A 25835-nucleotide genomic window follows, 5' to 3' on the forward strand; every position below is an offset into this window, starting at 1 on the left:
AATTTGTCGAATCGAAAAAGATTGACAAAATCCGATAAAACAACTAGGATTAAAAGGAATTAATACATTCAATTGTTTAGGGGAGATTACGATGAAAAAGGTTTTTGCTTTGGCGGTATCGTTGTTTCTAATGGTTGCGATTGTTGCAGCTTGCGGATCTAACAAAAATGAACCAGGAAACGCAGCGAATAACGGTGCAGGCAACAAAGCGGACAAGAAAAAAATCGCTCTTGTATTGCCCGAAAAAATTGGCGTTAACAAGTTTTTTGTATTGATGGATGAAGGCTTMAAAAAAGCAGGCTCCGAATTTGGCGCTGAAGTGAAAACAATTGAGTCCACGGACCCAGCGGGTTTTGAACAAAATCTTCGTGCAACTGTAGCTGAAGATTATGACTTGATTATTACAGCAACATTCCAAGCAGAAGATGCACTTAAGAAAGTGGCTGCTGAAAATCCGGACAAGTCTTTTGCAGTTATCGATACTGTAGTTGATCTTCCAAACGTTCGCAGCGTTAACTTCCGCGAGCATGAAGCTTCCTACTTGATGGGAGCACTTGCAGGTCTTGCAACTAAAACAAATATTGTGGGTGCAGTCGTTGCAATGGACGCTCCACTTCTTAGCAAATATACATCAGGATTCGAACAAGGTCTGAAGAGCACAAATCCAGATGCACAATTCCTTATCAACTATGTAGGCAGCTTCACGGATCCAGTTAAAGGTAAAGAGCTTGCGCTTCTTCAACAGTCCAAAGGCGCAGATTTTATCGCAGGTATGGCAGCAGTTGGCGACAATGGTGTGTTTGACGCAGCGAAAGAAAAAGGCTTCTTCACTTCAGGTCAAGATACAGACCGTACGGATGAAGATCCAGAGCATATCGTGCTTTCACAATTGAAAGGTACGGATGCAGTTGCTTACGAAACAGTGAAAAGCTTCGTTGATGGCAGCTTTGCATTCGGCGTTGCAGACTACGGCTTGAAAGAAGACGGCGTAGGCTTGACTTTCGTAACAAGAGACAGCAAATCAACGCTTAGCCCGTTTATTGGCCAAGAAAATGTCGATAAAGTAAAAGCTATCGCAGAAGACATTAAATCTGGTAAAATCGTAGTAGTTAATCCGCTAGCTCAATAGTACAACAGGCCGGCTGCTACCCATGCAGCCGGCTTGCTTGTTGCCTAGAAGCTTCCTCTGTAATCGAGGGAGCGGTTTTTTTGTTTATATCGGGATTGAAAGGGGAGAGCTTTTGTATGTTGCTGCAAATGGACAGCATTACGAAGTCATATGGGAGCGTAACCGCAAATAGCAATGTTCAGTTTTCGCTGCAAAAAGGAGAAATTCATGCCCTAGTAGGTGAAAACGGTGCAGGAAAAACGACGTTAATGCGTATTCTGTACGGGATGGAAAGTCCAACTAGCGGTGAAATTCGCATTGACGGCAAGCCGGTTTCGTTCGGGAACCCAGCTGATGCGATTAAGCATAAGATTGGAATGGTTCATCAGCATTTCATGTTATTCCCGACGTTTACGATTGCCGAAAATATCGTTATTGGGCGCGAGCCCTCCAAAGGGGTAGGTTTTGACCGTAAGGCAGCTGCCACAGAGGTGGAAAGAATCGGCAAGCTTTATGGCATGCCGGTAGACCCTTGGAAGAAAGTTGCAGATTGCTCGCTTGGCATGCAGCAGCGCGTTGAAATTTTGAAAGTGCTCTATCAGGGCGCTGAAGTTATTATTTTGGATGAGCCGACTGGCGTCTTGACGCCTCTCGAAGTGAAAGAGCTGCTCATTGCGATTAAAGGATTAGCCGCGCAGGGCAAAAGCTTTATTCTTATTAGTCATAAGCTGCAAGAAATTATGGAAGTTGCTGACCGCGTTACCGTCCTTCGAGATGGCAAGGTGACGGGAACAGTCGAAGCGAAAGACACGAATGCGGAACATTTGTCACGGCTTATGGTAGGCCGGGATTTAGTACATATATCACGAAATAAGGTGAGCAGAGGCAAGCCTGTTCTTGAGGTATTGAATGTTTCTATTCCTGGTGTCAAAGCGAAGCCGCTGCTTAGCGATATTAGCCTTCATGTCAATGGGGGCGAAATTGTGGGGATCGCGGGTATTTCAGGCAATGGTCAATCCGAGTTATTGCAGACGATATCTGGTTTAATGAAACCCGGAGCAGGCACAATCAAGCTGCTGGGTAAAGATGTGACCGGTGCGCCAGTTGGCGATATTCGTGAAAGCGGGCTTGCTCATATTCCTGAGGACCGTTACCAGTGGGGCGTTGCGAAGGATGCGACCGTTACGGAGAATGGCTTGATGGGACATGCTGACAAGCATCAAAAGCTTGGTGTATTGAATGGGACGAGCATTCGTCAGATGGTAGGCGAGTGGGTGACACGCTTTGGGATAAAAACAGGCACTTTATCTACAAAAGCTCAGTATTTATCCGGCGGAAACCTACAGAAGCTTATCGTTGCACGGGAACTTGCGCAGAAGACGCCGTTTCTTATCGCAGCGGAGCCAACGCGAGGCGTTGACGTCGGCGCAATGGAAATTATACATGGCGAGCTTCTAAAGAAGCGGGATGAAGGCGGAGCTATATTGCTTGTTTCATCAGAGCTGACTGAAATTTTGAAGCTATCTGACCGGGTGTTGGTCATGTATGAAGGTAAGATCGTAGGGGAACTGGATGCTGACAAAGCTACAGAAGAGCAAATTAGTTTGTTAATGGCGGGAGGAAAAGCGGTTGGATAAGCTGGTACAATTCGGACGTTCGCTGTTACAGCCGCTTTTGGCTGTTATCATCGGTTTAGCAGCGGGTGCGATTGCCATTGTTATCGTCGGAGGCTCCGTAATGGAGACATACGCGGAAATGTGGAAGGGCGCCTTCGGCAGCTTTTATTTTTTTACGAATACGCTCAGTAGAGCTACGCCTATTATCCTTATTGGCCTAGGGGTGGCGCTGGCATTCCGTGCTGGATTTTTTAATATGGGCTCAGAAGGCCAAATGGTACTAGGCGCTCTAAGCGCAGCGGTAACGGCAATCTATTTGCCGGGGCCAGGTTGGTTTAAGCTCGTAGCTGCTATTATAGCTGGAATTATTTCCGGGGGAATATGGTCGGCATTCGCAGGATGGCTCGATGCTAGATTTCGAATGAATCTGCTCATTACCACATTATTGCTCAATTATATTGCAACGTTGTTTGCAGGGTATATTGTATCGTATCCGCTCAAGGATCGTACAGGCTCTGCTGCAATGGCGCAGACGGTTATGCTTGATCAAAGCGTATGGCTGCCGAAGCTGTTTAAAGGAATGAGCCTTCATGGTGGATTTATTATCGCTGTAGTCGGAGCAATATTGCTGTTCTTGTTCATGCGCTATACCGTTAAGGGTTATGAAATTAGAATGCTTGGCGGCAATCCGTTGTTTGCAAGCTATGGCGGCGTGCAGCGTGGGAAAATGATGCTTATCAGCATGTTCGTCAGCGGAGGGTTTGCTGGACTAGCTGGCTCCGTTGAAGTGCTCGGCACGCAGTACCGCTATTTGGATGGCGCGTTGACTTCTCCGGGTTACGCCTGGTCGGGTATTATGGCAACATTGCTTGCCGGATCGCATCCGCTCGGTACGGCTGTAGCAGCGATTTTGCTTGCTGCACTGCAGACCGGCGGTATGGGCATGGAGCGGAATACAGATGTTCCGCTGGAGGTATCAAGCATTATTCAAGCGGTGCTCATTTTGTTCGTTTCTGCTAAGTTCACATATTCGTTCATTAAACGCAGGAAGGCGAGGTCATAAGTATGGATTTTTTATTAGATGTCTCGCTGTATGCCTCGACGCTTCGTATGGTTACACCAATTCTGCTTGCGGCACTCGGCGGCGCAATATGCGCGCGTGTTGGTTTGTTTAATGTAGGCCTAGAAGGCTTAGTATTGATCGGTGCATTTTCTGGGATTGTAGGCAACCACTTCACCGGAAATGTGTTCGCAGCCGTATTGTTTGCGGTATTATGCTCACTCCTGTTTTCAGTGTTGTTCGGTTTTATGAGTATTCATCTGAAAGCGAATGTTATCGTTGTTGGTATTGCGCTTAACTTTCTGGCGCTTGGACTGACGACATTCTCACTGCGTGCAATCTTTGATGTGAAAGGCGCATACTACAATAAGGATATGATTGGGCTGCCTAAATGGGATATTCCATTGTTAAAGGATATTCCATGGTTCGGCGAGGTTTTATCCGGGCATTCCCCGCTCGTCTACTTGTCCATCATTCTCGTTATTGTGCTGCAGCTGTTTTTGTTCAAAACGGTTACCGGCTTTCGCTTGCTGGCAGCTGGAGAGAATCCAACAGCAGCCAAAAGCTTAGGCATCAAGGTAACTCGCATTCAATATGGAGCAGTGCTGCTCTGCGGCGCTCTGTGCGGGTTAGCAGGCGCGCAGCTGTCGCTCGGCAATGTCACTATGTTTACAGAGGGAATGACTTCCGGTAGAGGTTTCATTGCGCTCGTTGCAACGATGTTAGGCCAATCCAATCCAATCGGTGTTGCGGCATCAAGCTTGCTGTTCGGATTTATGGATGCACTCAGCATCAGGCTGCAGGGCTTTGCGCTGCCGACTCATTTTACGATGATGCTGCCTTATATCGTTACGATTCTCGCTATGTTGTTCTTTAAAGATAAAGGTTATATGCAGGAAGCTCGCAAGTCGAATGAGAGCTCCAGGTAGAGCTGAGATGCTTAATAGCTTGAAATGAATCAGCAAGGAATGGAATTTGGAGGTATACGAGATGCATAAAAAAGCAGAACGTCTCAAAAAAGTGACTAGCATTAAACAGACGGTGCTTGCTCCCGAGATCGCTCATCGGATTCCGCCTGGTCAAACGATGACCGAGCGTTTTCCGATTTTGCATGAGGGAGAGGTTCCTTCCTATGACATCAACACCTGGTCGCTGCGAGTATTCGGCGAGGTAGAGGAAGAGCGTACGTTCAGCTTCAAAGAGCTGCTTGCTATGCCTCAAACCCAAACGAAGTGCGACATTCATTGTGTAACGCGCTGGTCGAAGCTGGACACAGAATGGGAAGGCATTAAGTTCAAGGACTTGCTGCCTTTGCTGGGCGTTAAGCCAGATGCCAAATATGTTATGTTTCATGCAGATGAGGACTATGACACGAATGTGCCGCTTGAGGATTTATTGCACGATAATGTACTGCTTGCGCATCGATTTGACGGTGAGCCGCTGACTGACAAGCATGGCTGGCCGATGCGGATGCTCGTTCCTCATTTGTATTTTTGGAAAAGCGCAAAGTGGATTAGTGGTATTGAGTTTATGAAAGAGGATCGCGAAGGCTTCTGGGAGCGCAACGGCTTCCACAACTATGCCGATCCATTTCAAGAACAACGCTTCACGAGCGAAGAGAATTCGATGCCGGAAGACGAATGGATAACGAAGGAGTTTGATTAATCAGATGCTGCCTATACTACAAGTTAACCCAGAAGATTTGCCGGCTTACGCTATCGTATGTGGTGATCCGCGCCGTGCGGAGACGATTTCACAGAAGCTGGACAATGTAAAAGAGCTTGCATTCGCTCGCGAATATCGGACATTTGTTGGTGAATATCAAGGAGTAAGACTAGCCGTGGTAAGCCACGGCGTAGGTTCGCCAGGTGCCGCGGTATGCTTTGAGGAGCTTATCCGCGGAGGCGTTAAGACACTTATTCGTGTCGGTACAGCGGGATCTTATTCAGCAGATCACCCTGCAGGAAGCCTAATCGTCAGCACAGCGGCAGTTAGAGCGGAAGGGCTCACGCATCAGCTGGTGCCGGCAGGATTCCCAGCTGTTGCAGACAGCGCGGTTACTGAAGCGTTATATGCATCTGCGCTTGAGAGCGAAGGCATTGTTAAAAAAGGCATAACGGTAACGCTTGATGTCTTTTTCTCAGGAGTTGTAGACATTCCGCATCGCCAGTACAAACAAGCAGGCGCACTAGCTGTTGAAATGGAAATTGCAGCTTTGTTCGTTATCGCTACGATGCGCGGTGCACGCGCGGGAGCGATTCTCGCACTGGACGGTTACGCAGATTCTGATTTGGCGGGCGAATATGATCCGCATACAGATGTTGTAGCGAAAGCGATCGAGCGTGAGATTGAAACGGCGCTTCTTGCCGTAGTTAAGCTTGCATCCGCGTAACCATACTTGTCTATAAGTAAGGGGGGCTTCACGTGAGTGGGACGTTGTTCAAGCGAGAATGGCTGAATGGAGATTTTTATCCGCATGTGTTTGCTTATTATTTTAAGCAATGGTCTGATTACGAGATGGCCTTCCACACGCATGATGCAATCGAAATAATGTATGTCATTTCCGGAGCTTGCGGGATAGAGCTGGAAGCAGAGGCAACCAGCCATGCATGTGAAATGACGCTCAAGAAGGGTGATTTCATTATTCTTGATGCGAATGTGCCGCACCGACTGACCGTTGACGAGCGTGGGCCCTGCCGGATGCTTAATGTTGAATTTGATTTTAGGGAACGCCCCTCGGCGTTTCCCTCTATACGGCAGCTTGCGATGGAGGACGAATTTGTGGACAGATTGATCACAGAGCCGTCCTCTTATTTGTTTTTGCGTGATCCGAATGAAGTGTATCAGGTGCTAAAGAGCCTAGTGCTTGAGCTGGACAGCCGAGGCAGGAGCGTCAATATGAAGGCAGAGCTGTTGTTTGCTCAACTGATCTTGGCGATTGCGCGACTTCATAAGGAAGCTGGCGTAAAAGGGGCTAATCCGATTGAAGCTTATGTGAAGCAATCGATTGAATATATGCATCATAACTATGATAGAGATATTCAAGTAAAGGATATTGCTGCAGCTGTAAGCTTGCATCCAGGTTATTTGCATCGTGTATTTCGCGCGCAGATAGGCCAAACGTTAACAGGCTATTTAACGGAGCTCCGAATGGAGAAAGCAAAAATGCTGCTCCGTGAGACGGATATTGCAATAGCGGATATTTGTGATTATGTTGGAGTGGGGAGTAGGCAATACTTTCATGCGATGTTCAAAAAATATATGAAGCAGACACCAATTGCTTACCGTCACTCGGTCAATACGCAAACATTGGACTTCCGCTGGCAGCGCAATGAATAATACAAAGTGACGATTTCTGACACTATGAATGGCAGTTGGTCACAATATTGATAACGCTTCCGTTTTATCGTTGCTAAAATGTAGAGGAGATTAAACAAACTCTATTTAGACGATAATCGGAGGCTGATTGGCATGTCTACTTTTAAAATTGCATTTATAGGCGCAGGCTCGATTGGATTCACGCGTGGACTGCTGCGGGATTTGCTCGCTGTACAGGAGTTTCAAAACATTGAAATCGCATTTACAGATATTAATGCACATAACCTGGAGATGGTGACTGCGCTTTGTCAGCGTGATATTCATGAGAACGGCCTGTCGATTTCTATTCAATCGACAACCGATCGGCGCGAAGCCTTGAAGGATGCGAAGTACGTCATTTGCACTATTCGTGTCGGTGGTCTTGAGGCTTTCGCAACGGATGTTGATATTCCGCTCAAATACGGCGTTGACCAATGCGTTGGCGATACGCTCTGTGCTGGCGGCATTATGTATGGGCAGCGGGGCATCGCTGAGATGATGAACATATGCCGTGATATCCGCGAGGTTGCTGCAAAGGATGTGCTTCTGCTCAACTACGCGAACCCGATGGCGATGATGACTTGGGCATGCAACAAGTATGGCGGTGTCCGGACGATTGGTTTATGCCATGGCGTGCAAGGCGGACACTGGCAAATAGCCGAAGCTTTTGGACTAAAGCAAGAGGAAGTCGATATTATTTGCGCGGGTATCAACCATCAGACCTGGTACATCCAAATTAAGCATAACGGTGAGGATCTAACCGGCAAGCTGCTCGAAGCATTTGAGAAACATCCAGATTTCAGCCGTACGGAAAAGGTACGCATTGATATGCTGCGCCGCTTCGGGTATTACAGTACAGAGTCTAACGGCCATTTGAGCGAGTATGTCCCTTGGTATCGGAAGCGGCCTGAAGAAATTAACGATTGGATCGATTTGAGCTCATGGATTAACGGAGAAACGGGCGGGTATCTTCGTGTATGCACGGAAGGACGAAATTGGTTCGAGACTGATTTTCCAAACTGGATGAAGGACCCTGCAAATGAATTCAAGTCGGAGCTGCGCAGTCATGAGCATGGTTCATACATCATTGAAGGACTCGAAACAGGACGAATCTACCGAGGTCACTTTAATGTGGAAAACAAAGGGGTCATAGCTAACCTGCCTAACGATGCCATCATTGAAGCGCCAGGTTATGTTGATCGCAACGGCATCTCAATGCCAATCGTAGGCGACCTGCCGCTTGGCGCCGCAGCGGTGTGTAATGTAAGCATCTCTGTGCAGCGTCTTGCTGTAGAGGCAGCCATAAATGGCGACATTAACCTGCTCAGACAAGCTTTTATGATGGACCCGCTAGTTGGCGCAGTTTGCAATCCGAAGGAAATTTGGCAGATGGTCGATGAGATGCTTGTGGCGCAGGAGCAGTGGCTGCCGCAGTATACAGATTCTATCGCAGCAGCCAAGAAACGCCTGGAGGAAGGGCCTTTACTTCCTACGCGTGATTATAAAGGCGCGGCGCGTCTGAAGGTGAAGACGGTTGAGGAAATGCAACAGGACCGAGATGCCGCTAATAAAAATGCAGGCGAATCGGATAAAGGCAAGGAGCGGGTTTAACGCGGAGCGTATTTCAGCTCCATTGCTTCAAGCCTAGTCCCTGGCGGTGTCCAAGCAGGCGGACCAAATTTCTTGAGGTAGCCTAGTGTATTGAGGTAGCTCTCTACCGATTGCTCTTCATCCATCTTGCGGAAAATTTCCCAACAAGCGATAACATCATTCAGTGCACGATGACCGCCAATGAGCGGAATGCCATAACGATCGGACATGTCTTTCAGTGTATGCGGATAAACATGCCGCGCGCGGCTAATCGTGAGCGTATCGATGAAGCTGTTCGAAAATGATCTGCCCGCAATGCGAAGCAAGGAATGATGCAGGAAACCAAGGTCGAAGGCAGCATTATGAGCAATCAAAACGTTATCGCCTATCATTCGGTTCAAAATACGGAATGCAGTGTCCTCGTCCATGCCGTAGGAGGTCATCTCATCCGTGATGCCGGTCAGCTCTGTTATTTTGGCAGACAGCTTGCCATCGTAACGTACGAGAGTACTGAATTCACTCGCTATTTCACCATTCACGCAGCGGATCGCAGCCATCTCAATCACACGATCTTTCTTCGGATCAAGGCCGCTCGTTTCAAAATCGATGACAGTATAAGAATGATTAGTCATAGTTGGTTCACCACTTTTTCTAGTTATAAGTTGCAATCGTATATGAAATAATTCGACAAAAAAGATAAATAACCTTCTATTGTAAACATAAAACGACCCATTACCAGAGCTTAGTAAGCCGGTAATGGGTCGTTTTTGCTTTGATAAATTCGTTTTGCGGACTAGTGGTTATTGCCGGATGCATTGCCTTTTTTGTCGGAAGTTTTTGTCGTTGTATTTTTGGTTGCATGACCTTGCTGCTTCGCCATGATCGGTTCACCCCCTTCTTAATGTAATGGTTGTATTTTGTGATTTGAGGGGTGAGGCTATTCTCGATTAGGTACGATTAGCATGCTTTTGAAGCACATGTAAAAATTAACCAAATTAGATCTGTTTAATCGCTATGTCTACTATTTTCAAGTCGGATCGGCAAGTCTAATCATGCGAACAAAGGATATAAACAATGAATACGGTTACTTGATTGCTCCATATGGAAGAATAACGGCTATTTTGAAGGAGTGAGCGCTTTATTGAGTCGAGGGTATATGATAGCCATATGATAAACTAAATAGAAAAGAAAGCGCTTTTCAGTTGAGAAGCAACGGGGGATGCTGCAAATGCGGACGGGGTCGAGATTTTGGAGTAAATGGAATGTAATGAAAGGTACGCCGCTTCCGCCAGAGAGCAGACTTAGCAAGGAAGCGATAACGGCTTTAATCATTCATTGCTGCTTTCAGTTTGGCGCATCGATGTCGGGTTTGTTTCTCAATTTATATTTGTGGCGGTTAACGCAGGATTTAACAGTAAACGGAATTTATAACATCATCGTTTTCATCGTAACGCCTCYGGCCTTTGCATTAGGTGGCTGGATTGCGAAGCGGCATGATCGTATGGTCACTTATCGACTGGGTATCGTCATGATTGCCATCTTTTATTTGATGGTCGTCATTGCACAAGAGCATGTGGCTCAGTATTACATATGGTTTGCTATTTTTAATGGGATCGCCGCGGGGCTTTACTGGACTGGTTATTTAGTTATTCAATATGATGTCTCAACGGAAGCGAATCGCATACGTTTTCTTGCAATCAATATGATTTTCTTTAATGCTTCCGGGCTAGCAGGGCCGGCGCTTGCGGGGTTCATTATTCAGCGAAGCGAGGGGCTGCAGGGTTACATCATTATTTTCACGCTTGCCTTCATTATGTTCCTTATCGCAGCGATCGTCAGCTTCCGCATTCCGATGATCAAGTCACATCACAAAGCCTATTATTTAAAATTCATGGGGCTGGTGATGCATAAGAACCGTCGCTGGCTGAAGGCATTGTACAGCTTTTTTGTATTAGGTCTATTTCAGGGAATTATGCTCTTCCTGCCAAATATTATGCTGTATCAGACGGTTGGGCGTGAGGATTGGGTTGGTTACTTGGGTGTTTTCTTCTCTTCGCTTACGGTAGCGACGGGTTATGTGATTTCAAGAAAAGCACAGAAGGAGCAAGTACGCAAATATGTGCTCCTGTCTACAACTGGGGTAGCCATCGGTTCATCGCTGCTGCTCATTCAAGTGGAATTTTGGTCGGTTGCCTTATTTATGATTTTGTTCTCGATATGCAATCCACTAGCCGTCAATACGCTTACTTCCTATTATTATCGCTTAATCGGGACATTGCCTCTTAAAGGGCAGCTGCGAATAGAATCCGTTGTCATGCGGGAGCTTTTTCTAAATGCGGGAAGGGTGCTTTCTATTTGCTTGCTCATTATACTTGCTAAAGATCTGCAATCTATATGGATGCCAATTGTGCTGTTTGCCATGGCGGTATTGCAATACATATCGGTATGGCTCATTAAGGAGAAGCAAAACTCGGAGCAAAATTAACGAAAAGCAGGTAATATTAATTATCTTGAAAGAAAAGCCTCGACCGTGGGATGACATGGTTGGGGCTTTTTGCCGTGAAGTTCAGGAGCTGTCTGTTAAATCGTAAAAAAGTATTAAGATAATCTTTATGAAATCTTAACGGTTACATTAAGCTCGCTTTAGGCGTCTTCCTTATACTAAGTAGAGTGCAGGGTATCGTACAGGTACCAAGGCAGAAGGAGATGTCACTAAGCTATGACAACAAAAAATCCCGTTATTGATATAAGACAAATATCCAAAATATACGGAAGCAATAAGGCGAATCAGGTTTATGCGCTTAATAATATTTCGTTCACGATGCAAGAAGGAGAGTTCATCGGCATTATGGGAGCTTCCGGTTCGGGCAAAACCACACTGCTCAACGTAATCTCGACGCTGGATAATCCAACAGAGGGTACGATTTCAATTGCTGGAACAGATATTACACGAATGAAAGCCCGTGAGCTTTCGGATTTCCGGGCGCAGCGGCTTGGGTTTATTTTTCAAGATTTTAATCTGCTCGACAATCTGACAGTCTATGAGAATATCGCACTTCCCTTGTCCTTGCAGGACGTCCCTGCTGGCGAGATCCGAATCAAAGTGCGTCAAGTTATGGACAATCTTGGTATTACAGCGCTAGCCGAACAATATCCAGCGATGATCTCAGGAGGGCAGCGGCAGCGAACAGCTGCGGCGCGCGCCATTGTTCATGAGCCTGCTTTGCTGCTGGGTGACGAGCCGACAGGCTCGCTTGATTTGAAAAATGCGGTTAGTCTGCTCGAGACGATGAAGCGTCTAAACGAGGAACAGCGAATATCGATTCTCATGGTGACTCATGACGCGTTCAGTGCAAGCTATTGCGGAAGAATTTTATTTATACAGGATGGTCAGCTTGTGAAAGAGCTGTACCGCACGGGCAGCCGTGAATCCTTTTATAAGCAAATTTTGGACGTGCTCGGCGATTATGGCTCGGCAGCTGCCGCTGCTGCATCCGATGAAACTTACGAATCGGAAAGGCAGTGAGGTGAGAACATGCTTATAAAACTAGCTTTATCCGGCATGAAGAGCAAATTCAAAGATTATATCGTGCTGCTTGCTGGACTTGTCATGTCGATAGCCATTTTTTATATGTTCCAGACGATGGCGTGGAACCGCGATTTTACGGAGGCAAATGCAGTTATCAACTCAATTGGGCTCGTCTATATATTAGGCTCGGTACTGCTCTCGGCGATCACTTTTTTCTACATTATTTATGCCAACAGCTTTTTGCTGTCGCTGCGCCAGCGGGAATTCGGACTCTATCTCGTTCTGGGGGCACGCAAAAGTAAAATACGTACTTTAATGTTTATTGAAACGATTGCGCTCGGCTTAATTTCACTAGCGGTTGGGCTTGGGCTCGGGTTTGGCTTATCCACACTTGTGGGGCATCTCATGGCTAAGCAGCTTCAGACGAGTCTTATCGGTTACCATGCTGTATTTGGACCAGCCATTTTATTTACTATTATCTTCTTTACTTGTTTATTTGGATTGTCTGCGATATGGAATCAGCTGAAGCTTTCTCGCATGAAGGTATTGCATCTTGTCCATGGCAATATGCAAGCAGATCGGCTGTGGGGAAGCAGCCCGTGGAAAATTGTACTTAGCATCGTCGGAGCAATTGCTCTCGGGCTCGGTTACTTCTCCCTTACGTTTATGGAGCAGCTGCGGGAGATTGGATTGTATACCGCCACATTCATGACACCGCTCGGAACGTACCTTCTGTTTATGATGCTGCTTCCGCCACTTGTAGTAAGAATGAAAAAGAGGAATCAAACACGTGGAATCCGCGCCTTCACTTTCGGCCAGCTGAGCTTCCGAATTAACGGCTTAACGAAGCTGCTGGCAACAGTAGCGATGCTGATTGCACTTGGAGCTGGTGCAATTGCCGGAGGTATGGCTTTTGTGAACGATGCGAAAATTAGGGGAGAGAGCTACCGCGTTTATGACGCGATCGTGCATAACCCGAATGCGGAAGAAGCAAAGATACTCGCTTCCATTCCGTTCAAGGAGCAGTTCAAGTATCGCTACAAAATAGAGAACGAAATGGTTTATTATGCGAAAGAGGACCTCGAGAGCCAGCGGCCATTTGTTCATTCGGGGCAGGGCCGCGAGTATTGGGATGAGATAGAACAGATCAAAGGCCCTCTTCCAGCAGGCTCTGCGAGTGATGCAGATAATACGGATGCAGAAGAGCTGTCCAGTCAGAAGTGGAGAGGTTTCATCTGGGAGATTTCGCCACCCATAAGTGAGTTCAGGCTTGTTGATGCAGGAGAGTTCGCAAAGCTTGAAGCAAAGGAACAGTTCGTTGTGATCGGAAGGACGGGTGATTTCCTCGCTTATCGGATGTCATGGAAGGCACTAGACCAGCTGGAAACAGAGAAATCCAATGGGGAGTACCTATCATGGAGCAAGTACAAGAACTATGAGAATGCAATAGGTATCGCTAGCGGTACAGTCTTTATGGGCTTTTTCCTTGGCATCGCCTTTCTTGCTATGATGGCGAGCTGCTTAATGTTCAAAATATTATCGGGTGCAGCGAAGGATGTTCAGCGATATGAGATGCTCAGCAAGCTTGGGGTAAGGAGAGAGAGGTTATCGCGTTCAATCTATCACGAGCTGTTCCTCGTATTTTTATTTCCTGGTATCGTTGGGCTCACGCATGTTCTAGTTGGTATGAATCTCTTCTCGTTTATGTTAACTGAGCCATATTATCGCTTATGGATTCCCATTGTGTTGTTCGTGGTTATCTATGCTGCTTACTATCTATTAACCGTTCGATTGTACCAGAACATCGTGCTGTCAAAGCGGGACAAGGCTGTACATTCAAGGTAACCAAAAAAAGAGCTCTCAGGATGAATGACCTGAGGGCTCTTTATTCGGATAGGACATTACAAATAATTTCCTTTTTAATATTAATTTTATGTATAATAGCGCTTAATACGATTATTGATTATGGGAGGATCACATGAGAGAAATAGATTATAGTCAATATTTTTGGCAGGATGAGGAGATCAGATTACGAGCAATTCAAGATGCTGACTGGGAAGGGCATTACTTCAACCGCTTTGATACGCCAGCTCGGCGCTTACTAGAGTGCACGGTTGAGCTGCCGCCTACGATTGCCGAGGCCAAAAATTTCGTTGAAACTTATGCTGATTTCTCTACGGATAATAGGCGTATCATGTTTGCGATTGAAAATAGAAACGCTGAAAATGTTGGAGGCGTTAATCTAAATAGTATCGATGAGAAAAACGGCACGTTTAGCATTGGCATACAGATCGATAGAGATCACCGAGGCAAGGGATACGGGACTAGAGCGATGAGAATTCTCTTAAAGTATGCTTTTATGGAAAGACGGCTTAATAAGTTTAATGACTATGTACTGGAAGGCAACGTAGGCTCAACAAACATGATGATCAAGCTGGGCTGCCAGCAAGAGGGTGTGCGACGGAAAGTGATTTACACTAACGGTGAGTATAAAGATCTCATTTTATTTGGTCTAACGAAGGATGAATTTGTAGAACAGCAGAAAAAAGATCGTTCTGTTTAGGAGGTTTAACAATATGAATATTCGATTGTTCGAGCAAAACGACAGGCAGGATGTAATAAAGATATTATCGGAGCATCCGCTGCAATTCCCAGATTTCGTTATTGAAAGATATCCGCCTCGGTGGGCGGACTTCGCCAAAGCTCCAGCGGGTAAAAGCCAATATTATGTAGCTTATAGCGATGACAATCAAATTATGGGTCATGCAGGATACCTATTTAATAATGAAGTAGGACTTTATGAAATCGTAGGCGTAGTCGTGAAAAAGGATTTTCAACGAGCGGGCGTTGGCAAAGCTTTGCTTTCTACCATCTGCAATAAAGTAAACGAGCTGAAAGAGAAGGAAATTATTCTTTATACTTTAGGGCATCCGGGGAATGAAGACACGATAACGTTTTATCAACGGATCGGTTTTGAGGTCAGCCTATATGAAAAGGACTATTTCAGCAGTGGTTACGATAGAGTGACGTTTATTAAACAATTGAGCTAGTAGATTCGTTGAGTATAAAAGAGTGGGTGATTGCATTCATGACTAACGACGTTGAAGGCTTGATAAGTGTTATGGAAATGGATCGACCAGAAAACCATGGTTTATCATCAAAGTCGTTGCTTGCGTTTTTTACTCAAATCAAGCAATTAAACTTGAAGTTGAACAGCTTTATCCTGATGCAAAACGGCAAGGCTACTTCCAAGTTTTATCGTGATCCTTATCGTTCAGGCACTCCGCAGCTGTTATTCTCACTTAGCAAAAGCTTCACATCTATCGCAATAGGGATTGCTTGTGACGAGGGCCTGTTGGATTTAAGAGACAAGGTTATCTCTTTTTTTCCTGATAAGCTGCCTCCTGCGCTTTCGGACAATTTGGCTGAAATAACCATTCACGATCTGCTATCGATGAATGCTGGCCATCGTGACAATATTTACGGAAGCGTTGCGGAGCAAACGGACTGGGTTAAAGCCTATTTAGCAATGGAAGTAGAGCATAAGCCAGGAACCTATTACCGTTACAGTACACATTCTACCTATATGTTGTCTGCTATCCTTGAGAGAGTAACAGGTCAAAAGCTAACCGAATATTTAATGCCTCGTTTGTTTATGCCTCTAGGCATTTCATCCCCTTCTTGGGAAACCTGTCCGCTTGGCGTCGTTGCTGGAGGAATGGGACTAAGTATACCTACTGAAGGAATAGCTAAGTTTGGGCAAATGCTGCTAAACAAAGGTAGATTTAATGGCCAGCGAATCGTTTCAGAGAAATACATTTCACTCGCCACCAGCATGCAAAGCGATACATCGCGAGACGAAGAGCGCATCGATTTTTCCCAAGGTTATGGGTATCAATTTTTTCTATGTCGTGATGGCTGTTATATGGGTAATGGTGGGTATGGGCAGTTATGTTTTGTGTCGCCCAAACATCAGGTTGTTATTGCGGCAACATCGAGCTTCTCTTCCATGAAACAGCTTCAAACCATGCTAGATTTAGTGTATGAACATATCCTCATGCAAATAGACACGGATATCCTCTTTGAAGATGGTGAACAAAAAACAGATTTAGATCAGCATCTCTTGTAAATGGCTAATCCGTTCATACCAGCATTAAGTGAGCCTAGTCCTATTCGCTTAGATGATCTTCGTTTTTCATTCATGGATAATAAACAAGGACTCACTAAGCTTCATTTTGCAGCAAGCGGCAACGAATTTCAGTTTAAGTTATTTTTTGGCGAACAGAGTGTGAAGACGTATCCGTTTAACTTCAGCACCATAAACCATTCAATCGATCATTTTGTGAAAGATTTGGAGACACATGATCAGGAAGTGGTTACAAATGCTTGTTGGATAGACAGCAACCAACTATCTCTTACTTTGATCTACATAGAAACCCCGTATGTGATAACCTATTTCGTTCGCTTTTATGATCATAAAATAGAACTTAAATGTACCCATAACGTTTCATTTGGATTTGAAGCGTACGAATTAATTGGTGTGCAGGTTTAGTATTGTGACAGCATAGTTATGCGCTTTAGCGTACATTCAGAGAGGATGCCAAGCGGCGTCCTTTTTTTATACATACAGGAGTCCAATTTTTTTTAATCTACCGCACGAAACGGGACTTAGCGACCAATATCATATATTACACAATGTGAGGTGAGTTCTTTTGCCTGTAGAAATCAATCGTCGTATTGAGCAAGTATTAGGAGGCAATCTAGAAGCGTTTTCCGATATTTATAACGCGACCATTGATATGGTTTACCGTACCCTATTCTTGCTAACCGAAAACAAAAATGATGTGGATGATCTTGTTCAGGACGTTTACGTCGAATTGTTCAGGAGCCTTCGGAATTTTGACGGTACGAGACATTTTCAGCCTTGGCTTTACGGTATCACGATTAGACAACATCAAGCCTACAAACGAAAAAAGTGGAGGCAATTTCGCAATCATGCACATGAGCTTAATAACTACTCATAAACACTCGAAAATGATTTTTCTGACTCTGTGATAGAAAAGCTGTCCAGCCACAGCATATTGGATGATATGGATTGTCTTTCATATAAGCTGAAGCAAGTGGTAGTGCTGCACTATTTAAATGATTTAACACAGGAAGAGGTTGCAGAAATCGTTCGAATTCCAGTCGGAACGGTGAAATCCAGACTACACTACGCATTAAAACAACTAAGGGATAAGAGAAGGAGAGATATCCATGTTTAATAGTGCAGTTGAGTTGAAACGCATGTTGATGGAAAAGGCAAATCATATTCATCCGCCAGCGGGATTGAAGCAAAAGGTGCTTGAAGAAATCATGCTCGTTAAAAAAAAGGTAACGGATGATAACGGAATTAACATCCAATATGAGGTAAGGGCATTCGAGGTTTCGAAAATGTGTGTATGTGCAATCGCGGATAGTTTGATGGAGATACAATAAAGCGAGTTAGGAATAAGGAGATGTGGGCAGTAACATAATCACCTTGACTTGAAATATCATATTGAGTATAATTCCAATAAATTGAATATTCTAACAAAAGCTATGATGAGAAAGAGTACCAAGGCGATGTCTTTTTACAGAGAGCCCCGGTTGCTGAAAAGGGGTAAAGAATAACTTTGGGAATATGGTCTCTGAGCTGCGCATCGAAACCTCATATGGTTGTAGGCTGCGCCGGAACCCGCACCCGTTACTGTGCTAGGGTATACATGCATAAGCATCGTACCTGAAGAGGTTAATGTCGCGAGGCATTAATAAAATTGGGTGGTACCGCGTGAGCACAGCTCTCGTCCCTTTGGGATGAGGGCTTTTTTGTTTGTCAAAAAAGGAGGAGTTATGATGACAAATGTGTTTATTGGCGGTGCTTGGCCCTATGCGAACGGTTCATTGCATTTGGGAAGATTGGCGAGTGTATTGCCAGGGGATGTGTTGGCACGTTATTACCGCGCAAAAGGAAATAAGGTGTTGTACGTATCTGGAAGTGACTGCCACGGTACGCCTGTTGCGGTGCAAGCGATTCAGGAGGGTGTTTCTCCGGGAGATATTGCAGATCGATTTCATCATGAATTTGCCGAATGTTTTAAACAGCTTGGGTTTACGTATGATTTGTATACTCGAACAGACCAGCCATTTCATCACCAAGTCGTTCAACAGTTATTTTTGGCACTTTTAGAAAAAGGACATTTATATAAAAAAACAATCCAACAAACGTATTGTGAAACGGATCAACGATTTTTGCCGGATCGATATGTTGAAGGGATTTGCCCTGTTTGCAGCAACCGTGCGAGAGGCGATCAATGTGATTATTGTTCAACCTTGCTTGACCCAGCCGACCTGACAGACAAGACATGCAAGCTTTGCGGGAATCCTCCAATTGAGCGGCCAACGGAACATTATTATCTTGCACTCTCTTCTTTCCAAGCTGAATTGACTAAGTATGCAAAAAAAATAAAAGGTTGGAAAGAAAATGCAGTACAATTAACGCAAAGATATCTTGCAGAGGGGCTTCAAGATCGAGCGGCAACAAGGGATTTAGATTGGGGCGTGGAGGTTCCGGTTGCAGGGTTCGAAGGTAAAAAAATTTACGTCTGGATTGAAGCAGTGAGCGGATATTTATCGGCAAGCAAGCAGTGGGCTGCTGAAACAGGCGGCAGCTGGGAGGCCTTCTGGAAGGACGGAAATGAGGAAATAACCGCTTATTATGTACACGGTAAAGACAATATCCCTTTTCATACACTAATATGGCCGGCTGTACTGATAGGCGCCGAGGAATACCATTTACCTGATCGAATTATCTCTTGTGAATACATGACGCTGGAAGGGAAAAAGTTTTCGACAAGCAATAATTGGGCGGTTTGGGTGCCGGACATTTTGAAGCGCTATGAGCCAGACTCTATTCGTTATTTTCTGATCGCAAACGGTCCAGAGAAACGGGATACTGATTTCTCTTGGCGAGAATTTATTTATAGTCACAATGGAGAATTGCTTGGTGCATTTGGCAATCTAGTCAATCGTACGCTAGCGTTTATAAATAAATCTTTTGAAGGAAACGTTCCTGAAAGCAAGCAGAACGCGGAATGGATGAAAGCCATTGCTTCTTTATATGTTGAGTCAGGTGCATGCATTGAAGAAGGACGACTAAAGGAAGCGATTGAGTTAATTTTTGCTACTATTCGCAGAGCAAACAAATATTTTGATGAACAAAAGCCATGGATTCAGATTAAAGAAAATCGAGAGGCTTGTGCTTTTACTATAAACACTTGCGTGCAAATTATAGCGAATCTGTCTCAATTGTTGAGCCCGTTTATTCCTTTCTCATGCGAGAAAATAAGAAGGTTTCTGACTCTTCCTGAGCCTAGCTGGGAGCTCATTAGTGTAGCTGCTAACCAAAAAATTCAAGGTTTAGAGCTGTTGTTTGAGCGTATTGACGTTGGTCGCATTGAGGAAGAAACAAATGCGCTAAAGATTCAATCCAAAAGGGAGTGAGCCTATGAATAAGAGAATTATCGTCACTGGCGGAGCCATTATTAAAGATGAAGCTGGAAGAATATTATTACAGAGAAGATCAGACTACGGAGATTGGGGTCTGCCTGGCGGCGGAATGGAAGCGGGAGAGAAAATTGAAGAAACAATGATAAGAGAGGTGCTGGAGGAAACGGGGCTGCAAGTAAATGAATATGATTTGTATTCCATTTACACTGGTCCCAATATGCAGTATCGATATCCAGATGGCAATGAAGTTGTATTCGTCATGTTTATCTTCAACGTGGCGGTAGATTTAACAGGTAAATTAGCTGAGGATGGTAAGAATCTACTGCATACGGATAGCAATAATGAGTCGCTGCAGTTGGTTTTTACGAAATTGGAGGATATCGATATTGAATGCATTAACAGCGTGCAGAAGCAGCTTTTTAGGGATCTATTAAATCATAAAACGGATATTTTGCGAGGGTGATGATTGAATTTTCTTTTTGATACATTAGTTAGGATAAATTATAAATTTTAGGAGCTGTTAAGAGTGGGAAATAATAGTGCAAACTTGGTTCAATTGAAAGGACCATCATTGGTTTTTCTAGTAGCCGATATACACGATTCCATCCATTTTTATGAAAATATCGGATTTACTTCAGAAAATATTGGCGGACATATTCATATGAGCTACGGCGATGTGACCTTTATTTTGCACGAAGCTAAATTGAAAAGTGATATTCGGCCCAATTCGTCAGTAGAAGGCGGACTTTATTTTGATGCTTTCTGCTATACGAATCCAGAGGGACTAAGACAATTACATAAGTTGTTTATCTCAAAAGAAGTGAAGATTGTGCAAGGACCGCATTGGTCAGATGGATGGAGTGAGCTTACCATTGTCGACAATAACGGTTATCGTATTGCTTTTGGCGGATAAGCATTATTTTTTAAGTCGATGTGCCCGAACTTAAAAGTCTTGATTTGAATAATGGCATAAAGCATGTCATTAATCGAAGTATGAGATAAAGTTGAAGCGTTGAGAAATGGTTTGGACAGTTTTTACCTAGAGTTGACTATGAAACGTTTTTTACCTTTGAGCGATCCAGCAGTGAAGCTAAAATAAATGTATAACCTTGTTAAGGAGCTGCTGCAATGCCTAATAAAAACGAGCTTATCTCATCATTATTATTTATGGCCAAAAAATGGGGGTTAACGGATATTACGCCTCATGTGCTTAGTGAGGGTGGGAATTTAATTATTCATCTAGCTCCTTATCCCATTGTGGCAAGAATAGCGATTGTCCTCTCTGAAGCAGATGGAGAGTATGCATACAAGATACTGGATCGAGAGCTGCTTGTTGCGCGTTACCTTCATTCCAAGAATGTCCCTGTACTGCTGCCAACTAGCCTTGTTGATGCGGGTCCTCATAACGTGGCAGATACATGGCTGACGCTGTGGGCTTATGTCCCTCCTATAGCCTTGCAACCTCCATCACCGAAGGAAGCAGTTGATCTTATTAATAAACTTTCTAAGGCAATGAAAGACTTCGAAGGTGAGGTCCCTATGCTTGGTGTTTGGGAGCGCACTTGTCAATCAGCACAAAGATTAAGACAAAACCCCGATGAACGAATACAAGCATTATTGCAGAAGTTTCATAAATGGGATGAGCAGATGCGGAAGGAGCTAGGCCTGTTATTACCCAGTCATGGTGATGCCCATGCAGGAAACCTGATACCGAGCCCGGAGGGCTGGTTATGGATGGATTTTGAGGACATATCATTAATGCCCTACTACTGGGATTTGGCCTCCTATGTTGGCAACCTTGTTTTATTTGGTGGAACACAAGAGCCAACTTTCACATGTATGCTGAATCATTCTGATATTGTTTCTGACAAAAAGGCATTTGGTTTTGCAGTTTCTGCACGCATACTGATGTCTACCTTAGGCAATCTGGATTTTGCTCTCGCAGGGCATGGTGATCTGGAGTTTGCAACGAAACAACTTGAATTAGCTGAACCCATTCTGCAGCAGATAGATCTATTAACAGGCGAGACTCTCAAAGGGGAATAGATTCGATGAGCAACGATCAATTCTACTCTATAGGCCAAGCGGCAAAGATATGTAATATCGCTGTTCAAACACTGCGCTTTTACGACAAGATCGGCTTGGTCATACCCAGCCATACGGATAAATCCACTGGTTATCGGTATTACTCCAATTATGAACTTCTTTATATTAAAATCGTCCAAGACATGAAAACATTGCAATTTTCGCTTGATGAAATAAAAGCAGCTTTAAAAGAGGGAAGCTTAAGTAGTTTAATAGAGAAGCTTGAATTAAAACGAAGGAACACGATTACTGAAATAGAACAATTAGAGCAGCTTGTACAATTAATAGGAAAGAGGTCGGAACAAATCAATTATTTGCTGGATTTAGGCGATGAGCTTAAAAACCTTGATGTATTAGTGGAATTAAAACATTTGCCGGAGCGGCTTATCCTATCTGATCGCAGCAGATCAGCGTGTGGAATGGAAGCGTCGGTTGTGAAGTTTACACGATTATTTCAGCAGGCGGAAGCAAACGGATTAATTCCGAAGCAATTGATGACGATTTACCATGAAAATATTTTGACATTTGATCGAGAGGATTCCGATTTGGAGTTTTGTATTTCTACCGACTCTACTGGAGCTCAAGCTCCAAATGATTATAGCCGAATTATTCCTGAAGGCGAGTATATTACAGCTCTTTATTGCGGAATTCCGAATGCCGAATCGTGCAAACGGATTTACAGCAAGCTGCTGGAGTGGATGGAGAAGCATAACTACATCGAAGCGGGCCCATCGATTGAGCTGTATTTGGTTGATATGGCTCAAATGATGAAGCCGGAGGAGTTTATTGTAGAGCTTCAAGTTTCTGTTCGAAAAGCGTTGACCCTATAGTTACTATAGGGTTTATATTGTTTTTATTCGCCAAATGGGGAGGAAAAAACAATATGAATGTGATTTTCGGAACGGGTCCGCTGGGTATGGCTGTCATGAGGGAGCTTGTTGCTCTTGGAGAACCTGTCAAAATGGTTAGTTTGAGCGGGAAAGCGACTGTGCCTTCCGGGGTGAGTGTAAAGCAAGCGAACGTAATGAATGAGGATGAGACAAAGGCCATAATGAAACATGCAAAGGTTGTCTTTCAGTGTGCGCAGCCGCCATATCAGAAGTGGCATGAGTTGTTTTTGGCTTTTCAGGAGCATATCATTTCGGGAGCTATAGCTGCAGGAGCGAAGCTGGTCGTTGCCGAAAATGTATATATGTATGGGCAGGTTAATGGGAGCATGCATGAAGGATTACCGTACACAGCCGTGACAAAGAAGGGGAAAGTACGCGCAGACATGTCTAGTCGACTGCTGCAGCTCTATCAAGAGGGGATGCTGCAGGTGACGATGGGGCGGGGAGCGGATTTTTTTGGACCGAATGTTCACCATTCTTCTGTTGGTTCACGGTTGTTCAAGCCGATAGTGAAAGGCAAAGCTTGCACGGTTATGGGAAACCCGGATAAGAAGCATACGTATACGTTTATCGATGATTTTGGTAAAGCGCTCGTTGTGTTAAGTCAACATGAAGATGCATATGGCCGCGCGTGGCATGTTCCGAACGATGCTACGGTTACAACAAGAGAATTTGTTGAAACAGCTTATCGACTTGCTGGATTCCCTGCAAACCTTCAAACCATAGGGAAAGCGATGCTTCGAATAGGGGGATTGTTTATACCGGCAGCTCGAGAAAGCATCGAAATGCTGTACCAGTTCGAAAATGATTTTATTATTGATAGCAGTCTATTTTCAGAGAGGTTTGGCTTCACGGCTACACCCTTAGAGGAATCTATAGCAAAAACATTGGAATCGACTGTAGTGTAGAGGTTTTGCAGGTGTGACCATGAAGAGATGGAGGTACACTTATGGATGAAAATAATCAATGGAGTGCTAACACACTGGTGAAAATTGATCATTACAAATTTAGTGGACTGGACAGTTCTTTAATCGGTGCCATTAAATCTACGGCTGACTTTTATCAAATGCCTCTATCGGCAGCATGGATTTATGGCATGACGGGTCTTGCTTTCTTACATGTCATTGATGAAAGACTAGTTGAACCTAACGGGGGACCGCCTGAGCCGGAGGTTTTTCGGCTTGTTCGCAATATTGGATTAGAGGTTAGTGGGTTGCATGCTTATGCGGAAGGAGAAGACTTTAAACGTCTGCAAGCGGAAGCGTGGGAGAAAGCAAAGCGCGCCTTACGTGCCAATCATCCCGTTTTTTCTAAAAATATTGATATTCAAAACCAGACATCTGTCGTGTACGCCCATGATGATCACGGTTATTATACATATAATTGGCATACAGGGTATGAGCACAGCGAAGATGCAATACCTTGGAGTTTCTTAGGTCTAAGCCGCTGTCCTTGTATAAACTGTGTAAAGAATGGAGAGAAATCCGAACAAAAAAACAAGGCATGCGGCCTCATTTCTTTGCATTCGGTTGTTCCTATTCAAGCAGTAGACGAACGAACCGCTTTTATAGAAGCGCTTGATTATGTTATTCGTTTAAATGAGGATGGCGATTATCGGTGGCAGGATAAAACGTATCTCGTTGGTGCAAAAGCTTACGAACGGTGGCTGGACGCACTCGAGAGGGAAACGATGGATAAATATTATTTCAGTTTATTTATCGAAATTTTGTGCGAAGCTAGGAGTCATGCCGTGCTGTTTCTAATGGAATTAAGTGGAAAATTATCTGGCGTGGGAGGACAAAGCTTTAACGAGTTAATCCATACGTATAGACAAGTTGTCTCTCGATCTAATAAGCTGAAAGAGATGTATCCATATCAAGAGCCGCGAGAGCGCGAAGTGAAACAAAAAGAGCAATGTATAACCATCGTTAAAGAGCTAATGGCATTAGAGAATGACGCGTTCTCTATTTTAAAAGACATTTATGCTGGGGGACAATGATGATCAAATATCCGAGGTTTGAAGAAGGAGCAACGATAGGCGTAACGGCACCATCGCATGGGGTTTCTGCTTCTATGCATGACTCGTTTAAGCTGGCTTGCAGTCGTATGGAGACGAAAGGGTATTCAGTCATTTGCGGGGAGACAGTTTGGACGCAAAATAAAGCCAAATCATCACCTGCCAAAAAACGTGCCGATGAGTTTAATGAAATGATGAGCAGCGATCACATTGATATCGTCATTCCTCCATGGGGAGGTGAGCTGTTGATTGAGATGCTTGAATATATTGATTTCAACCGCTTAAATGATAAATGGATAATGGGCTATTCAGATATAAGCGTGCTGCTGTTTGCTACTACGTTAAAGACAGGCATAGCGACTGCACATGGTGCTAATTTATTTGATCTAAGAGGCGAATATTCGGATGAGACGACAGCCATGTGGCAACCGGTTTTATCAACTAAGGCGGGAGAAGCTATCATTCAATACTCGTCTAACAACTATCAAAAAGAATGGCAGCACGATAATCCAACCCCTTATGTATTTCATTTGAACGAGCCTACATTCTGGAAATCGACCTCCAACCAACAAGTGAAGACCGAGGGGCGTATACTTGGAGGCTGTATTGATGTGATTAGACATTTAGTAGGCACACCTTATGGTGATGTATCCGCTTTTCGAGAGCAGTTTATCGATGGTGAGCCTATTTTGTGGTACCTCGAAAACTGTGAGTTATCGACCGTAGATTTACGCAGATCACTGGTTCAAATGAAGCTGGCAGGCTGGTTTGAGCAAAGCCCATGCATTTTGTTCGGACGGAGTCCAGCAAATCAACCTGTAGATGGTTATACTGTTGAAGATGTATATCAAGAGCTCGCAGAAGAGCTTCAAATTCCGATCATTTATGATCTGGATTGCGGGCATGTCCCTCCACAAATTACACTCATAAACGGTGCTTATGCCGAAGTGGAAGTTGATGAGGGTAAAGGTATAGTCAAGCAGTATTTTAAATAGTGGCAAAGGTCAAAAGAATACTATTTGCAATATAGTGCTGATCCTAGAATTAAGAGAACGT

General features: G+C 44.4%; 27 protein-coding genes and 1 other annotated feature. Of the genes, 26 read left to right on the forward strand and 1 reads right to left on the reverse strand.

Annotated elements, in window-relative coordinates:
* The first annotated feature begins 91 nt into the window (after positions 1-91).
* The 8 genes from AB4Z50_RS03905 to AB4Z50_RS03940 all read left to right on the forward strand — a co-directional run bounded on the left by AB4Z50_RS03905 (position 92) and on the right by AB4Z50_RS03940 (position 8752).
* Complete coding sequence (locus AB4Z50_RS03905) at positions 92-1129, forward strand: BMP family lipoprotein (protein WP_441875904.1); 1038 nt, start codon at positions 92-94, stop codon at positions 1127-1129.
* 116 nt (positions 1130-1245) lie between these two features.
* Positions 1246-2745 (forward strand): ABC transporter ATP-binding protein, encoded by a 1500-nt coding sequence (locus tag AB4Z50_RS03910; protein WP_441875907.1) that lies wholly within the window; start codon positions 1246-1248, stop codon positions 2743-2745.
* The gene (locus AB4Z50_RS03915) at positions 2738-3787 is read left to right on the forward strand and encodes an ABC transporter permease (protein WP_076270798.1); all 1050 of its coding nucleotides are present in this window, start codon (positions 2738-2740) and stop codon (positions 3785-3787) included. Before AB4Z50_RS03910 ends, AB4Z50_RS03915 begins: the two co-directional genes overlap by 8 nt.
* A gap of 2 nt (positions 3788-3789) precedes the next feature.
* Complete coding sequence (locus tag AB4Z50_RS03920) at positions 3790-4713, forward strand: ABC transporter permease (RefSeq protein ID WP_076270797.1); 924 nt, start codon at positions 3790-3792, stop codon at positions 4711-4713.
* A gap of 61 nt (positions 4714-4774) precedes the next feature.
* Positions 4775-5449 carry a sulfite oxidase-like oxidoreductase gene (locus AB4Z50_RS03925; protein ID WP_441875911.1) on the forward strand — a complete coding sequence of 225 codons (675 nt, stop codon included), beginning with the start codon at positions 4775-4777 and terminating at the stop codon, positions 5447-5449.
* A gap of 4 nt (positions 5450-5453) precedes the next feature.
* Positions 5454-6176 carry a nucleoside phosphorylase gene (locus AB4Z50_RS03930; RefSeq protein WP_076270795.1) on the forward strand — a complete coding sequence of 241 codons (723 nt, stop codon included), beginning with the start codon at positions 5454-5456 and terminating at the stop codon, positions 6174-6176.
* 32 nt (positions 6177-6208) lie between these two features.
* Positions 6209-7123: an AraC family transcriptional regulator gene (locus AB4Z50_RS03935; RefSeq protein ID WP_441875914.1), complete on the forward strand. Its 915-nt coding sequence runs from the start codon at positions 6209-6211 to the stop codon at positions 7121-7123.
* A gap of 132 nt (positions 7124-7255) precedes the next feature.
* A complete protein-coding gene (locus AB4Z50_RS03940) occupies positions 7256-8752 on the forward strand; it encodes an alpha-glucosidase/alpha-galactosidase (RefSeq protein WP_339207940.1) in 1497 nt (498 codons plus the stop codon).
* Here the strand turns inward: AB4Z50_RS03940 and AB4Z50_RS03945 are convergent.
* Positions 8749-9363, reverse strand: a complete 615-nt coding sequence (locus AB4Z50_RS03945; protein WP_076270792.1) for a 3'-5' exonuclease — start codon at positions 9361-9363, stop codon at positions 8749-8751. The two genes, AB4Z50_RS03940 and AB4Z50_RS03945, sit on opposite strands and share 4 nt — an antisense overlap.
* Positions 9364-9959: 596 nt before the next feature.
* Here AB4Z50_RS03945 and AB4Z50_RS03950 point away from each other — a divergent pair.
* The 18 genes from AB4Z50_RS03950 (at position 9960) to AB4Z50_RS04035 (ending at position 25774) form a co-directional block, all read left to right on the forward strand.
* Entirely contained in the window at positions 9960-11216 is a 1257-nt protein-coding gene (locus AB4Z50_RS03950; protein ID WP_441875918.1) for an MFS transporter, read from the forward strand.
* 234 nt (positions 11217-11450) lie between these two features.
* Positions 11451-12257, forward strand: a complete 807-nt coding sequence (locus AB4Z50_RS03955) for an ABC transporter ATP-binding protein (RefSeq protein ID WP_076270790.1) — start codon at positions 11451-11453, stop codon at positions 12255-12257.
* A 9-nt stretch (positions 12258-12266) separates the two neighbouring features.
* Positions 12267-14105: an FtsX-like permease family protein gene (locus AB4Z50_RS03960; RefSeq protein WP_441875921.1), complete on the forward strand. Its 1839-nt coding sequence runs from the start codon at positions 12267-12269 to the stop codon at positions 14103-14105.
* A 133-nt stretch (positions 14106-14238) separates the two neighbouring features.
* Entirely contained in the window at positions 14239-14823 is a 585-nt protein-coding gene (locus AB4Z50_RS03965) for a GNAT family N-acetyltransferase (RefSeq protein ID WP_441875924.1), read from the forward strand.
* 13 nt (positions 14824-14836) lie between these two features.
* Positions 14837-15310: a GNAT family N-acetyltransferase gene (locus AB4Z50_RS03970; protein ID WP_441875927.1), complete on the forward strand. Its 474-nt coding sequence runs from the start codon at positions 14837-14839 to the stop codon at positions 15308-15310.
* Positions 15311-15348: 38 nt separating this feature from the next.
* Complete coding sequence (locus AB4Z50_RS03975) at positions 15349-16389, forward strand: serine hydrolase domain-containing protein (protein ID WP_441875930.1); 1041 nt, start codon at positions 15349-15351, stop codon at positions 16387-16389.
* Positions 16390-16461: 72 nt separating this feature from the next.
* Entirely contained in the window at positions 16462-16812 is a 351-nt protein-coding gene (locus AB4Z50_RS03980) for a hypothetical protein (RefSeq protein WP_441875933.1), read from the forward strand.
* A gap of 160 nt (positions 16813-16972) precedes the next feature.
* The gene (locus AB4Z50_RS03985; protein ID WP_441875936.1) at positions 16973-17284 is read left to right on the forward strand and encodes a sigma factor; all 312 of its coding nucleotides are present in this window, start codon (positions 16973-16975) and stop codon (positions 17282-17284) included.
* A 27-nt stretch (positions 17285-17311) separates the two neighbouring features.
* The gene (locus tag AB4Z50_RS03990; RefSeq protein ID WP_441875939.1) at positions 17312-17524 is read left to right on the forward strand and encodes a sigma-70 family RNA polymerase sigma factor; all 213 of its coding nucleotides are present in this window, start codon (positions 17312-17314) and stop codon (positions 17522-17524) included.
* A complete protein-coding gene (locus AB4Z50_RS03995) occupies positions 17517-17738 on the forward strand; it encodes a hypothetical protein (RefSeq protein ID WP_441875942.1) in 222 nt (73 codons plus the stop codon). Before AB4Z50_RS03990 ends, AB4Z50_RS03995 begins: the two co-directional genes overlap by 8 nt.
* 93 nt (positions 17739-17831) lie before the next feature.
* Positions 17832-18093 (forward strand) — a binding site (T-box leader).
* Positions 18094-18134: 41 nt separating this feature from the next.
* A complete protein-coding gene (gene metG, locus AB4Z50_RS04000) occupies positions 18135-19781 on the forward strand; it encodes a methionine--tRNA ligase (protein WP_441875945.1) in 1647 nt (548 codons plus the stop codon).
* 4 nt (positions 19782-19785) lie between these two features.
* Positions 19786-20250: an NUDIX domain-containing protein gene (locus tag AB4Z50_RS04005; protein WP_441875948.1), complete on the forward strand. Its 465-nt coding sequence runs from the start codon at positions 19786-19788 to the stop codon at positions 20248-20250.
* A 63-nt stretch (positions 20251-20313) separates the two neighbouring features.
* Positions 20314-20700: a VOC family protein gene (locus AB4Z50_RS04010; RefSeq protein WP_441875951.1), complete on the forward strand. Its 387-nt coding sequence runs from the start codon at positions 20314-20316 to the stop codon at positions 20698-20700.
* Between the two features lie 215 nt (positions 20701-20915).
* Positions 20916-21833, forward strand: coding sequence for a phosphotransferase family protein (locus AB4Z50_RS04015; RefSeq protein ID WP_441875954.1), 918 nt, complete (start codon positions 20916-20918; stop codon positions 21831-21833).
* A gap of 5 nt (positions 21834-21838) precedes the next feature.
* Entirely contained in the window at positions 21839-22702 is an 864-nt protein-coding gene (locus tag AB4Z50_RS04020; RefSeq protein WP_441875957.1) for a MerR family transcriptional regulator, read from the forward strand.
* Between the two features lie 53 nt (positions 22703-22755).
* Positions 22756-23670: an NAD-dependent epimerase/dehydratase family protein gene (locus tag AB4Z50_RS04025; RefSeq protein WP_441875960.1), complete on the forward strand. Its 915-nt coding sequence runs from the start codon at positions 22756-22758 to the stop codon at positions 23668-23670.
* Positions 23671-23711: 41 nt separating this feature from the next.
* Positions 23712-24761: a hypothetical protein gene (locus AB4Z50_RS04030; protein ID WP_441875962.1), complete on the forward strand. Its 1050-nt coding sequence runs from the start codon at positions 23712-23714 to the stop codon at positions 24759-24761.
* Complete coding sequence (locus AB4Z50_RS04035) at positions 24761-25774, forward strand: S66 family peptidase (RefSeq protein WP_441875965.1); 1014 nt, start codon at positions 24761-24763, stop codon at positions 25772-25774. The genes AB4Z50_RS04030 and AB4Z50_RS04035 overlap by 1 nt, the downstream gene beginning before the upstream one ends.
* Positions 25775-25835: the final 61 nt, after the last annotated feature.

It is taken from the genome of Paenibacillus sp. 2TAB26, from assembly GCF_052115145.1.
Lineage (GTDB): Bacteria > Bacillota > Bacilli > Paenibacillales > Paenibacillaceae > Pristimantibacillus.